This is a genomic window from Mycobacterium sp. Soil_C_30, assembly GCF_057656995.1.
This window is the reverse complement of the sequence record NZ_JBDGJH010000014.1, coordinates 135,007-148,132: the sequence shown is the minus strand read 5'-3', so window position 1 is coordinate 148,132 and position 13,126 is coordinate 135,007. Positions and strand designations below refer to the sequence as shown.

Annotated in this window: 13 protein-coding genes; 3 read left to right on the top strand and 10 right to left on the bottom strand. The window is 65.5% G+C overall.

Annotated elements, in window-relative coordinates; all coding sequences use genetic code 11:
- Positions 1–2 precede the first annotated feature (2 nt).
- The 3 genes from AC3A6P_RS23885 to AC3A6P_RS23875 are packed head-to-tail and all read right to left on the bottom strand — an operon-like array spanning position 3 to position 2,346.
- On the bottom strand, positions 3–1,121 hold the full coding sequence (locus AC3A6P_RS23885) for a substrate-binding domain-containing protein (RefSeq protein WP_487694346.1): 1,119 nt from the start codon (positions 1,119–1,121) through the stop codon (positions 3–5).
- The gene (locus AC3A6P_RS23880) at positions 1,118–1,552 is read right to left on the bottom strand and encodes a MaoC/PaaZ C-terminal domain-containing protein (RefSeq protein WP_487694345.1); all 435 of its coding nucleotides are present in this window, start codon (positions 1,550–1,552) and stop codon (positions 1,118–1,120) included. The genes AC3A6P_RS23885 and AC3A6P_RS23880 overlap by 4 nt, the downstream gene beginning before the upstream one ends.
- A complete protein-coding gene (locus tag AC3A6P_RS23875) occupies positions 1,549–2,346 on the bottom strand; it encodes an IclR family transcriptional regulator (RefSeq protein ID WP_487694344.1) in 798 nt (265 codons plus the stop codon). The genes AC3A6P_RS23880 and AC3A6P_RS23875 overlap by 4 nt, the downstream gene beginning before the upstream one ends.
- 134 nt (positions 2,347–2,480) lie before the next feature.
- Between AC3A6P_RS23875 and AC3A6P_RS23870 the strand changes: the two genes are divergently transcribed.
- Positions 2,481–3,626: a thiolase family protein gene (locus AC3A6P_RS23870; RefSeq protein ID WP_487694343.1), complete on the top strand. Its 1,146-nt coding sequence runs from the start codon at positions 2,481–2,483 to the stop codon at positions 3,624–3,626.
- Between the two features lie 79 nt (positions 3,627–3,705).
- On the opposite strand, the gene AC3A6P_RS23865 is transcribed toward AC3A6P_RS23870, so the two are convergent.
- The gene (locus AC3A6P_RS23865; RefSeq protein WP_487694342.1) at positions 3,706–5,082 is read right to left on the bottom strand and encodes an HNH endonuclease signature motif containing protein; all 1,377 of its coding nucleotides are present in this window, start codon (positions 5,080–5,082) and stop codon (positions 3,706–3,708) included.
- Between the two features lie 166 nt (positions 5,083–5,248).
- On the opposite strand from AC3A6P_RS23865, the gene AC3A6P_RS23860 reads away from it, so the two are divergent.
- Complete coding sequence (locus tag AC3A6P_RS23860) at positions 5,249–5,830, top strand: TetR/AcrR family transcriptional regulator (protein WP_487694341.1); 582 nt, start codon at positions 5,249–5,251, stop codon at positions 5,828–5,830.
- A gap of 15 nt (positions 5,831–5,845) precedes the next feature.
- Complete coding sequence (locus AC3A6P_RS23855) at positions 5,846–6,406, top strand: DUF308 domain-containing protein (RefSeq protein ID WP_487694340.1); 561 nt, start codon at positions 5,846–5,848, stop codon at positions 6,404–6,406.
- Here AC3A6P_RS23855 and AC3A6P_RS23850 read toward each other — a convergent pair.
- From AC3A6P_RS23850 to AC3A6P_RS23825, 6 genes are read right to left on the bottom strand one after another with little or no spacing between them, the layout of a single operon-like run.
- Complete coding sequence (locus AC3A6P_RS23850; protein ID WP_487694339.1) at positions 6,372–7,556, bottom strand: acyl-CoA dehydrogenase family protein; 1,185 nt, start codon at positions 7,554–7,556, stop codon at positions 6,372–6,374. The genes AC3A6P_RS23855 and AC3A6P_RS23850 overlap by 35 nt on opposite strands.
- Position 7,557: 1 nt before the next feature.
- Positions 7,558–8,598: an acyl-CoA dehydrogenase family protein gene (locus AC3A6P_RS23845; RefSeq protein WP_487694338.1), complete on the bottom strand. Its 1,041-nt coding sequence runs from the start codon at positions 8,596–8,598 to the stop codon at positions 7,558–7,560.
- Positions 8,598–9,428 (bottom strand): amidohydrolase family protein, encoded by an 831-nt coding sequence (locus AC3A6P_RS23840; RefSeq protein WP_487694336.1) that lies wholly within the window; start codon positions 9,426–9,428, stop codon positions 8,598–8,600. The genes AC3A6P_RS23845 and AC3A6P_RS23840 overlap by 1 nt, the downstream gene beginning before the upstream one ends.
- Positions 9,425–11,026: an acyl-CoA synthetase gene (locus AC3A6P_RS23835; RefSeq protein WP_487694335.1), complete on the bottom strand. Its 1,602-nt coding sequence runs from the start codon at positions 11,024–11,026 to the stop codon at positions 9,425–9,427. Before AC3A6P_RS23835 ends, AC3A6P_RS23840 begins: the two co-directional genes overlap by 4 nt.
- Entirely contained in the window at positions 11,023–12,249 is a 1,227-nt protein-coding gene (locus tag AC3A6P_RS23830; RefSeq protein ID WP_487694333.1) for an amidohydrolase family protein, read from the bottom strand. Before AC3A6P_RS23830 ends, AC3A6P_RS23835 begins: the two co-directional genes overlap by 4 nt.
- Complete coding sequence (locus AC3A6P_RS23825) at positions 12,246–13,106, bottom strand: enoyl-CoA hydratase (protein WP_487694389.1); 861 nt, start codon at positions 13,104–13,106, stop codon at positions 12,246–12,248. The genes AC3A6P_RS23830 and AC3A6P_RS23825 overlap by 4 nt, the downstream gene beginning before the upstream one ends.
- Positions 13,107–13,126 lie beyond the last annotated feature (20 nt).

Here is a 13,126-nt window from a genome sequence, read left to right as displayed (position 1 = left end):
TGTCAGAATGCCGGCTGGGCGCCGGACTCGATGGTTTCCTTGGTCACCAGGTCCTCGTCGAGGACGCGGTATGCGGGCACCGGGTTACCACGCAGGTAGTCGACGATCTCTTCGACGACGATGCCCGCGGTGGGCTTGTGGATCACCGTGGCCAATGCCTGGCCGGACTGGATGGCGGCGAACATGTCGGTCTGGCCGTCCAGGCCCACCACGTCGACGCCCTGGCGCCCACTGGAATTCAGCGCCGCGATGCCACCGAGTGCGGCTTCGTCGTTGGCGCCGAACAGCAGGTCGACGTTCGTGTTGGCGGCGAGCATGTTCTGTGCGGCCTTCTCGGAGTCGCCGCGGCGGTAGTTGCCCGGCTGGTTGGCCACGATGTTGAAGTTGCAGGACCGCAGCAGCGGCAACAGGAAGGAGTTCACCCGGGCATCGCTGGACTGGTCGCCGGGGATGCCGGAGATGATCGCGACGTTGACGTCTTCCTGCCCCTTGTAGTGCTCCACCACCCACTCACCGAGCTGCTGTCCCTCGTTGGAGTAGGGCGCCAACACCTGCGACACCGGGTCGACGCCGAGCATGCCCTTCTGGGAGAAGAAGTACGGGATCTGCGCGGCCTCAGCCTGTTTGAGCACCGCGTCGAGACCCTGGGTCGTGGCCGGCATCATCATCAGCGCGTCGGTGCCCTGAGCGATCGCGGTTTGGATGTCGTTGAACTGCTGGTTCACATCGTCGTTGGCGCTGATGACGTTGATCTCCGCGCCCAGCTTGGTCGCGGCTTCCTCGGCCAGCTGCTTCTGCTTCACCAGGAAGGGGTGGCTCAGGCCTTCGACCGAGAAGGTGATCTTGATGGGGTCGCCTTCAGGGATGGGGTTGGGGTTGGTGCGCTCATCCTTGCCCGATTCGGCCGCTGCAATGCCGTAGAGGTTCTTGCTGAGATCTGCCTGTAATTGTGCGATCTGGTCGTGGTTCTCGGCGCACCCGCCGTCGTCGATCTCGACGTTGGTTGCCGGCGCGGCCGTGTCGGACGGGTCGGCGTTGTTGTTGACACTCGAACTGCACGCCGTCATGGCGACCACCGAAGCGGCGCAGACGACTGCAGGCAGGATCTTGCGGATCTTCATTTCTCTCCTTTGGGAAACGCGACGACTGCGGACCCGCTGATCAACTGCTTCCGAGTGGTGTCGTCGACAACTGTGATGGTGAAGGTGGCCCGATGGGTCACGGGATCGAGATGCGCGCACACTGCCTGCGCGGTGACGGAGGCACCTTCGAAGGCGGGTGCCAGGAGGTCGAACTGGTAACTGGTGGACACCCCGCCGGGCGCGACGAGTTCGGTGAGGGCGGTCTGGACGTAACCGGCGACGAGCATGCCGTGGGCGACGGGACGCTCGAACCGGGTGTTGGCGGCGTACTCGGCGTCTTCGTGGATCGGATTGTGGTCACCGCAGATCTGCGCGTACGCCCGGATGGTGCCGGCGTCGATGATCGCGGTGTGCTCAGCGCTGGCGCCGAGCTCCATATTGTGGAACGTCTTGACCGTCTCGATACTCACTGAGCCGACCGCTCTTCTGTTTCTTCGATCGGCTTGAACCTCCGCAGGAGTTCGGCGCTGATCGCTTCCGCGGTCTCACACACCAGGTCGGCGAACTTGCCACGGAGGTCTTCTTCGGAGAACCGGAAGATGGGGCCGCCGACGCACACCGAGGCCACCACATTGCCGGACGGGTCCAGCACCGGGGCCGCGATGGAGCGCACGCCGAGTTCGCGTTCCTCCAAGTTGAGGGCGTAGCCGTCGCGCCGGATCTCGTACATCGCCTCGTGCAGTTCCACCGCGGTCGTGATGGTGGACGGGGTGTAGCGCGCCAGCTCCAACTGGTCGATGATGCGCTCTCCGACACCGGGCGGCAGGAACGCCAGGATCACCTTGCCCTGGCTGGTCGCATGCAGGGGAATCTGCTGTCCCACCTCGCCATACATCTGCACGGAATGCGAGGAGGTCATCACCACGAGGTAGGTCAGCTGTAGCCCTTCCCGGACCGCGAGGAACACCGTCTCGGTGGACTTGTCCCGCAGCTGCGCCAGCAGCGGCCGGCCGATCTCCTCCAGCGTCGCGCGGTCCACGCGGTCTCCGACCAGCACCCGCATCTGCGGGCCCGGGACATACTTGCCCGCGTCGTTCTGAATCGCGAAGCCGCGATCGCACAGCACCCGCAGCAACCGGTGCGCGGTCGGGGCTGTCAGATTCGTGGCTTTTGCAACTTCGCCCGCGGTGGCGCCTGGATTGAGCGACACTTCCGTCAGGACGTCGAGGACCCGGTACGCACTCTGGGCTCCCGCGATTTCCATAATGTGGTCTCCATATCCATATTGTGGATGTGAGCTAGACCATAGGCCGGTGTCCTGGGTGCCGTCAAGCACTCCACAATGTGGAGGCATCGCTGCGCATTGGAACCGCCTACCGTAAGCGTTACAGTTGGCGCATGAATGACGTTGCGATCATCGGTGTCGGGCTGCATCCCTTTGGCCGCTTCGAGGGCAAATCCGCCATGCAGATGGGCGTGGACGCCATCCGCGCCGCTGTCGCCGACGCAGGCGTGTCCTGGAGCGATGTTCAGGCAGCCGCCGGAGGCAGCTGGACGGTGGCCAACCCGGATGCGATCGTCGGCATGGTGGGCCTCTCCGGCATTCCGTTCACCAATGTGTTCAACGCCTGCGCCACCGCCGCCAGCGCCGCCAAGGCATGCGCCGACGGAATCCGGTTGGGCGACTACGACATCGGTATTGCCATCGGCTTGGACAAACATCCGCGCGGTGCGTTCACCGAAGATCCCGCCCTGGTGGGGATGCCGTCCTGGTACGCCGAGAACGGGCAGTACCTCACCACGCAGTTCTTCGGCATGAAGGCCAACCGGTACCTGCACCAGCACAACATCTCGCAACGCACACTCGCCCGCGTGGCCGCGAAGAACTTCCGCAACGGCGCCCTGAATCCGAACGCGTTCCGCCGCAAGCCGATCAGCGAGGACGCCATCCTGGGTTCGGCGATGCTGAATTACCCGCTGACGCAGTACATGTTCTGCGCACCCGATGAGGGCGCGGCCGCCGTGGTGATGTGCAATGCGGCGATTGCGCATCGTTATACCGACAAGCCGGTGTACCTGCGTGCGGTGGAGGTGCGCACCCGTCGCTACGGTGCCTACGAGGTCAATACGACGTTCGCTCCGGTCGACGAGGACGTCTCGCCGACGGTGTATGCCGCCCGCGCCGCGTTCGAACGCGCCGGGATCGGCCCCGAGGATGTCGACGTGGTCCAGCTGCAGGACACCGACGCCGGCGCCGAGATCATCCACATGGCCGAGGCCGGCTTCTGCGCGGACGGCGATCAGGAGAAGCTGCTGGCCGACGGCGCCACCGAGATCGGCGGGGCCCTGCCCATCAACACCGATGGCGGACTCATTGCCAACGGCGAACCGATCGGCGCCTCCGGCTTACGCCAGATCCACGAGCTGGTGCGGCAATTGCGTGGCGAGGCCGGGGATCGTCAGGTACCCGGGTCACCCCGAGTCGGATTCGCCCAGTTGTACGGCGCGCCCGGTACCGCTGGCGCGACCATCCTGAGCACCTAGTCGCCCCCCCCCCATTCACGCGCGCACTTCAAGCCGGTGAACCACTCGGTCCGCCGGCTGTCCACGCCGCCCGCCTCACTCACGGATCGTCGGGGGCGAGGATCCGGTCGGGGTGGTGATAGACATTGACGCGGGTTTGGCCGCAGTCCAGTTCCGGGGGCGGAATCCACTCGGTGATGCCGTCCTCGGGTCGGTTTCGGGTGGTCCAGCCGGTGGTTTCCACCATCCGGTTGTCCGGCCCACACGCCAGGGTGAGGTCTTCGATGTTGGTCTGGCCGCCGTCTTTCCAGTCTTTGGTGGCGTGATGGACCTGGCAGCGGTATCCGCAGGCGGTGCATCCGGGCATGGTGCAGCCACCGTGTTGGGCCAGCAGCATGATCCGCTGCCCCCGGGAAGCGGTCCTGCGGGCCCGACCCAGGTGCAACGGCACCCCTTTGCCGTCGAACAACGCCAGGTAATGAAACGCGTGAGAAGCCATCCGGATGACCTCGGGCATCGGGATCAACGTCCCGTCGGCAGTCAGGCCGTGGCCCACCCCTTTCTCCAGGTCGGTCAGAGTCGCTTTGACGATGACGGTGACGGGCAGCCCGTTGTGCTGGCCGAGCTCACCGGAGGCCAACAACGCCCGACCCATCGCCAGCAACGCATCATGATTGCGTTGCCCTTGAGTGCGGGCATCAGTGCGGGCGCGCTCCGGATCCGGTTCCCCGTCCACCTGCGGGGCCTCATCGGCCGGGTTGCACATACCCGGGGCCGCCAGTTTCGCCTGCGCTGCGTGCAGGGTGGCCGCGCATTCCGGGGTCAGCCTGCCGTGCACCGGAACGTTACCGTCGGCGTCCTGCTTGCCGATAGAGAAGTACCGGCCGGCCTGACGATCGACATCGGAGAATTCGCCGTCTTGGTTGAGGAGGTATTTCAGTCGGTCGGCGACTTCGGTGAAGCCGTCGACATCCAGGGTCGAGGCGTGGCGGGCCAGGTCGGCTTCGGCGGCTTCACGGGCCGAGAAGTCCACCGATGCCGGGAGTTTCTTGAAGAACGCCTTGACCTTCGCCACATGCTCCGGACCGATCAGGCCGTGGGCCTGGGCGGCGGCGATGTTCGGCAACGCCGGCTCCAACGGTTCCCCGGTCAGCGCGGTCCGCGGACCCAAAAGTGAGGCCGACGTGAGGCGGCGGGCGGCCTCGGCCTCACTGATCCGCAACCGGGCGGCCAGCACCTTGTTGAAGCTGCTCGCCCCCCACTGTTTCGGCGCGCATTCCGACCTCAGCCGTTGATACACCTTGTGATCCAGGGCCGGCTGCGCCCAGGTGACGGTTTCGCGGCGCTGCATCAGCGCCAACAACTCCAGCGGAGTGAACGCATCGATCGACAACGAGTTCATCTGCGCGGTCAAGGCTTCGATCTGCGCCTGGGCAGCCAGCATCGCCTCCTTGTCGGCGATGGCGGATGAACTCATGCTTCGAACACTAGTTCGACGCACCGACAAAACGGCACGCCGTGTGACTACTGATACCGAAGCGACACAGGGGAATTGCGCCCGGTTCGAACCGGCGCATTCCCGATACCTCGGCGGCAGTGATCTCAATTCGACTCCCTACCTACTAGAAGGTAGGCTACGTTTCATGGCCGAACCCACCACCGCAGATGCCATCGTCCGCTGCGCGCAGACCTCGATCATCGCCGGCGGCTACCACGGCTTCAGTTTCGCGACCATCGCCGACGTCGTGGGTATTCGCAAGGCAAGCATCCACCACCACTTCCCCACCAAAGCCGACTTGGTACTGACCCTCGTTCGGCAGTACCGACGTGAGGCCGAGGAAGGCTTCGCCGCGATCGAACACAATGTCTCGGACCCGGCCGATCAGCTGCGCGCCTACACCGGCTACTGGGAATCCTGCATCGGCGAAGCAGAGAGCAGCTATTGCGTGTGCGCCCTCTTGGCCACACAGATTTCTGTTCTGCCCGAGGATATTTCGCTGGAACTCCGAGCCTATTTCCGCACCCTGTCCGGATGGCTGGAAGCAGTTCTGAACCGCGGCGCCGAGCAGGGCAGCTTCATACTCGCCAACGACGCCCACTCCGAAGCCGAGACCTTGATGGCTACCGTCCACGGCGCCATGCTGTCGGCCCGCGCCTACGGCGATCCGAACACTTTCGCAGCCATCACCCGGCCTGCGATCGACCGACTACTCACCCCCCGCTGAACCAAGGAGAAGAACATGGCAGATCAAACGAACAACCAGTGGCTCAAGACCTATTACCTTCTGCGCGGCACCGTTTCGGTGGTATGGGTGGGTGCGGCACTGCTCGTCATGGGACAGGCACCGGTCGTCGCGGGCGCGCTGTTGCTCGTCTATCCCGCCTGGGACGCCGCGGCCAATGTACTGGACGCCGTCAAGAACGGCGGGTTACGCCGCAATCCCACCCAGAGTTTCAACGCCGCAGTCAGTGTCATCACCACCGCCGCCGTGGCCGTCGCGCTCACCATGAGCATGAATGCGGTGCTCGCCGTCTTCGGTGTGTGGGCGGCGCTGTCCGGCCTGTTACAACTGGCGACCGCAGTGCGTCGATGGAAAAGCCATGGCGCACAATGGCTGATGATTCTCAGCGGCGCCCAGTCCGCGTTCGCGGGCACCATGTTCCTCGGCAAGGCTGCCGGACCCGATATGCCGAGCGTCGCCGATCTCGCCCCGTACGCCGCGTTCGGCGCGTTCTACTTCCTCGCATCGGGCGTGTGGCTGATCGTCACGGACGCGCGCCGACGCCGACTTTCGGCGTAGCACCGTAATTCGGCTTGCCCAGTCCCAGCACGTGCTGGGCGATCATGTTCCGGAACACCTCGAGGGTGCCACCGTAGATCCCCGCCAGCGGCGCGAACCGGTACACGTACTCAGCACTGCCTCCATCGGTGGCTCCCTCGGCACCCACCGGCAGCACCGAAACACCACCGAGCACGTCCATCAGATCCGGGGCGATGTCCCGCATCGTCTGTGCGATGGCCACCCGGCCGAAGATGCTCGGCGTGGACAGTGCTGCCTCCAACCGAGCAGCGCTGCGGCCCAGCCGATATGCCACTGATTCGTCGCCGATCATGGCGGCGGCCCGAGCGGCGGTAGCATCCACCGCCGAGGACATGAATCCCGCCTGGTGCATCATGATCGACACATCGGCCAGGCCGTCCTGCGCGGCGGCCACCGCACCGTGCTCGGCGTTGAGTGGCTCCCGCAACACGGTCCAGCCGCCGTTGGCGTCACCCAGCCGGTACTTGTCGTCGACGCGCACATCGCTGTAGTAGACGATGTTTGTGCGGTCACCGTCGACAGTCCGGACACCTTGGATCTCGATGCCGTCCGAGTCCAACGGCACCAGGAACATCGTCAGGCTCTTGTGCTTCGGCGCCGAAGGATCGGTGTTGGTGAGCAGAAAGACGTACTGGCAGTTGTGCGCGCCGGTGGTGAACATCTTGGAGCCGTTGATAATCCAACCATCACCGTCCCGCACCGCCCGGGTCTTGCAAGTGGCGATATCGGAACCCCCTTCGGGCTCGGTGTAGCCCAGACACATCCGGACCTCACCGGAGAACACCTTCGGGAGCACCTCCTGAACCAGTTCAGGCGAGCCGAAGGCCGCCACCGAACGCGCCACCATCGCCGTCGTCCCCCACGTCACCCACGGCACGTGGGCGCGACGCTTCTCCAGCTCCCAGATGCGACGACGGATCCGGGTGAAACCGCCGTCCGCTTCCGGTTTCCACTCACCCTCCAGGTAACCGGCGGCGCCCTGTGCGAGGTGCACGGCTTCGTGGAAGTTGTCGCCGGTCTCCCGGTCGTGCTGGATCACCTCGTCGGTGACATGGGCGCGCAAGAAGCTGCGGGCCCCGTCGAAGAAGGCCTGATCGTCCTCCGACAGCGCTACTCGGGTGAAATCCACGTCAGTTCCCGCTCTCCCGCGCCGCGACCAGCCTTCCGATGTGCTTGGCCGTGGCTCCCGGATCACCGGCGGCAAGCGGCCAGCCACGCGCCCGGACGAGATACGCCGACGACGCCGCCTCCGCCGACACACCGAGCCCACCCTGGATGTGCACCGCCATGGTGGCGGCTTTGGCGGCCTCTTCTGTCATGAAGACGAACGCCGACCCGGCCAGCTCCGGCCGCTCGTCGGGCTCGTTGTCCAGAAACCACGCGGCGCGCCGCGTCAGGTTGCGGCCACCCTGCACGGCTATCGCCATATTGGCCAAGGGATGCGAGATCGCCTGCAGCGTCGAGATCGGCACGCCCAGTGTGTATCTGGACTTGGCAAATTCCACGGCGATGGTCATGGTCTCCTCGACCAGGCCGGTCAACGCAGCAGCGGTCAGTAGCCGCCACTCATCGAGCGCACCTTGATATGCCAGCACCGCGTCGGACCCACTGGCCAGCACCTCAGTGGTGTCCGCGGCCGCCGGTTCCACCCAGGCCATCGGCAGCCGGCCCAGGTTGTCGACCTTGACCGGGCGGGTGGCAAAGCCCAGCCGGACGATGTCGTCGCCCTCACGTACCACGATCTGGTCGGCGATCGAGCCGGCCGAGATCAAACGCGGTCCTCCGGACGGTTCCAGCCGCAGGTCCAGCGCCACGATCTGCTGACCCGACACCACGTCATCGGTGGCAGCGCCCAGACGAGCCAGCAGCCGGGCCGCGCACACGTGGTCGATCCAGGGCACCGGCGCCAGCATGCGCCCCAGTTCTTCGGCCACCAGCGTCAGATCGACCAGCGTCGCCCCGTCACCGCCGGCGGACTCGGGAACAGCCATGGAGGTGGCCCCCATGGCGCACAGCCGTTCCCACAGACTCTTGTCGAAACCGGTGGCTTCCGCCGCCCGCACCACGTCGATCGAGCAGTGCGCCTTGAAGAACTGGCGGTAAGCCGCCTGCAGGTCCACGTGGTCGTCGTTGAGGCTGTAATCCTGCCGTCGCAGTTCGTAGCGGTCCATCACGGCTCCTGGTCTCCGAAGAAGAACGACTGTGCGTTGTCGAACAGGTAGTTGTCGAGCACCTCGGGCGGCAGGTCGAGCGCCCTGGCCTCCGGGACCACCCGGTGCTGGGTGAGCACCGGCCAGTCGGAGCCGAAGATCACCTTGTCGCGGCCACGCGTCCGCATGTAGTGCACAAGGCTCTCCGGCAGGCGTTTCGGCGACCACGCCGACGTCATCAGTCGCAGGTTCTGGTACTTGATCAGCAACCGGATGGCGACGTCCCACCACGGGTCGGCGCCGTGGATCATGCACAGTTTCAGCTCAGGGAACCGGACGCACACCCGGTCCAGATGAATCGGGTTCTGCACCTCACCGGGGATCGGTGGACCCGGAATCCCCGTGTTGACGCACAGCGGCAGACCCAGCTCAGCACACTTGGTGTACAGCGGGTAGTACACCGCATCGCTGGGCGGGTACTGCCCATCTCCCCAGAAGCTCGGGCCCACAACGGCATACACCACCGGGAGGTCCGCGACCACCGCGCTGAGATCGCGGAGCGCGGGAATGGGGCGCAGTAGGTTCACCCCACCCATGGCGAGGGCGAACCGGTCCGGCCGCGCCTCGACGAACTTACGCGCGGTGACCGAGGGCTTGACCAGGTTGTCCATCAGGATCGCCTTGGCGACACCCTGGGAGTCCATCTCGTCGAGCAGTTCGGTCAGGTCCACGGGTGCGAACATCGACCGCGGGCCCTTGAAATAGTCGTCGCGCACCTTCAGCATCCATCCCGGCTGCTGCTCCGTCTCCCCGAAGTGGACGTTGACCAGACAGTCGATGACCGGGTTCACAGCGGCTGCACCGCTCGTTGCACCGCTTGGGTTTTCGCCCACCGATAGTCAGCCTTTCCGTTGCCGAGCCGCCGGACCCGGTCGACGACGATGTACTCCTTCGGAGCCTTGAATTTCGCCAGTTGAGCGGCGCACAATTCCGCCAGGCCGTCGGCCGCGCCACCGCGCAACGCGACGAGCGCCACCACCTCTTCACCCCAACGCTCGCTGGGGCGCCCGACCACCAGGGCGTCCGCCACATCGGGGTGCGCGCGCAGCACTTCCTCGACCTCTTCGACGAAGACTTTCTCCCCGCCGGTGTTGATCACCAACGAGTCCCGGCCAAAGAGCCGCAGTGTGCCATCGGGTTCCACCGAGGCCCGATCCCCGGAGATCACCACCCGCCGCCCGTCCACTTCGGGAAACGTCTTCTGAGTGGCGACAGCATCGTCGAAGTAGCCCAACGGGATCCGGCCGTTGCGTGCCACCCAGCCCACCTCGGGCTCGCCTGGCGAGACGAATCTGGTGTAGTCCTCGGAGAGCACCAGACCACCGGGCCGCAGCTCGAAGGTGTCCTTCTGCTCACCGCGCCGGCTTCGACCGAAGCCCATGTTTCCGGTCTCCGACGAGCCGTAGCCGTTGATCAAGGTGATCTGGGGCAGGTGATCCAGCAGTGCCCGTTGATGTTCAGGGTTGGTGGCGGCACCGCCCGTGCCGATGGCGAACAACGACGAGAGATCATAGGAACGACGGCCGAGTTCCTCCAGCAGAGGCACCGCATACGCGTCGCCGACCATGGTCATCAATCCCACCCGGTGCCGTTCGGCGGTTTCTAGCACGGTGCGGGCGTCGAAACCGGTGCTGGTCTGGTACAGAATGGTCGGCTGCCCGCTGAGTACCGCGGAGAACGCCGTCCACAGCCCTGCCGCGTGCATCAACGGCGATACCGCGAACCACGGCGGCCCGGCGTGGCGCACCTTGTCGTGGATCTCGTCGACGGATTCGTGATCGGCGCCGTTCATCGACGACACGTAGATGTCGGACTGGCGCCACATCACCCCTTTGGGCCGCCCGGTGGTACCGCCGGTGCAGATCATCAGCAGGTCATCGGCACAACCTGGAGGTGGGGTCACCGAATCCCCCTGCGCCAGCGCATCGTCCAACATCACACTGCCGGGCAGTATGGGAGCGTCGTCGCCGTCGTCGACACAGATGAGCAGCCGCGCTGCGCCGGTCGGTACGACATCACGCAGGGACCGGTGATACATGATCGCCGTCGGCCGCACGTACGCCAGGAGTTCGGAGACTTCGCGCGGGGTGTAGTAGTGGTTGACGTTCACCGGCACGGTGCGGGCCTTGAGGCAGCCGAGCACGGCGTCGACGTAGAGATCGTTGTGCATCACCAGCGCCACCCGGTCCTGGCCGCACTCCCAGTTGCGCAACGAATCTCGCTCCTCGTGCGCGCCGAGCCCGTGGGCTGTCAGGAAACCGGCAAGCCGACGGGTCCGCTGCGCGGTCTGGGCGAAGGTACTCACCCGGTCACCACACACCGTCATGGTGCGGTCACCGATCACCTCGGCGATGGCGTCGACGACGCCGCCGATGGTCCACTCGCTCATGGCCGGCTGGACGCCGTGACGTCGGCACCGAGCAGCGTCAGTGCGTTGTCGCGCATCACCTTTCGGGTGTCTTCGGCGCTGAACTCCGGGAACTGGGGAATGTCTGCGGTGAACGTCATGGGGTCGGCGAGGCCCTCACCATGAGGCCAGTCCGAACCGAACAGGATCTTGTCCACACCGATGGTGTCGGCCAGCACCTTCACGTCGTCTTCGTAGTACGGCGCGATCCAGACGTTGGCGCGAAGCTGCTCCACCGGATCTTCCTTGAAGTGATACGGCGCGGTGTTGGCCGCCTTCTTCAACCGCTTGATCAGCCGGTAGACGAAGTACGAACCGTTCTCGATGCTCGCCACTTTCAGCGTCGGGTGCCGGGTGAACACCTGGTGCACGATCATCGAGGCCATGGTGTCGTGAATGGCTCGGTCATCGAGGAGGAGTTGATCAAGCGGGTCCTTCTTGCCGAAACCCTCGAAGGTGGCCTTGCCGCCCCACAGCGCGGCGATCGCCAGATAGCCGCTGTCGGACAGGTGGAAGCCGACCGGCACGCCGGCCTCGGCGAGCCGCGCCCACACCGGGTCGTGCAGCGGGTCACCGAGCGAGCGCGGTTTCACCACGCCCGGTACCGGCGCGGGGCGTACCAGCACCATCTTGGCGCCGCGGGCGAGTACGAACTCCACCTCCTCGACGGCCTTGTCCGGGTCGGCCAGGGAGATGATGGGTGCCGACAGGATCCGGTGGTCGGGCCGGTCGAATCCCCAGTCCTCGTCGAGCCAGAGGTTGAACGCATGCACCGAGGCCATGGTGGCCTCGATGTCGTGCTTGAGCGCTTCTTCGACCCCGCAGGCGAAAGTCGGCAGCATGAACACCGTTTCGAGGTTCTGCCGATCCAGCACCTTCACGCGGGCATCACGGTTCTGGTACTCCGGGTGATCCGGCAGCCGGTCGACCTTCATCAGGGAGGCGGGATCCACCCCCTCGGGGATCTCACCACGGAAGAGCAGATCGAGGCAGCCCGGTTCGATGATCGGATCGAAGGTGGGGTTGGGGATGAAGTGGTTGACCTTCTCACCCATCACGGCCAGCGTGCGCTTGCCGTCTTGAACCATCTGCACCCCACGGCGTTTGAACTCCCTGGGCAGATGCCGGGTGAAGGCGTCCAGCGGTTCGTAATAGTGATTGTCGACGTCGATCGCCTGATAGTCCAAGGGCTTTGGAGCGCTCATGACCTCTCCCTCATCGAGTCTGCCAGCGGTGGAAAGTCGGGGCTGCGCTTCTCGAGGAAGCTCATGATGCCTTCGACGACATCGGGGCGCAGCAGCGACTCGTGCATCAGCTTCTCGGCGCGTTCACTGGCCTCGGCGACGCCGCGTTCGGCATCGCCGTAAACCTGCTGCTTGATCACCGCCATGGACGCCGGCGAGCAGTTGCGGGCCAGGTCCCCGGCATATTCCAGAGCCCGGTTGAGCAGCGCCTCACCCGGCACCACCTCGTTGACCAGCCCCAGCGCCGAGGCTTCTTCCGCGGCGAAGGTGCGCCCGCTCAGCAGCAGATCGGTGGCCACTCCCCAACCCGCCAAGCGCGGGAGGATCCAGGAAATTCCGTACTCGGCGACCAGTCCCCGCCGGGGAAACGTGGTGGCGAACTTCGCGCCCGCGGCTGCGAAGCGGACGTCGCACATCAGGGCGTGGGTGAGGCCGATCCCGACGCACGATCCGTTGATCGCCGCGATCACGGGTTTGGCCAGCGCGGTGAGGAAGTGGGGATGACGTTCCCCGACGAGTGCACTGACGTCACGTTGCTGATCGCCGGAGCCGGCCAGCGATTCGCCGATGGTGGCCATCGACCCCAGATGCGCGCCGGCGCAGAAGGCCGTGCCGTTGCCGGTCAGCACCATCGCCCGCACCGAGGGATCAGCTTCGGCGCGGTCGATGCCGGCGTAGAAACCGGCCGCGATATCGCGGCCCCAGGTGTTGAGTCGGTCGGGCCGGTTCAGCGTGATCACCGCGACGCCGCTGTCGGTGACGTCGTAGAGCACGGCTTCGGTTGGGAGGGAATCATTTTCGCGGGCCGCACTACCCATCTCCCGCGGCACCTCCCCCG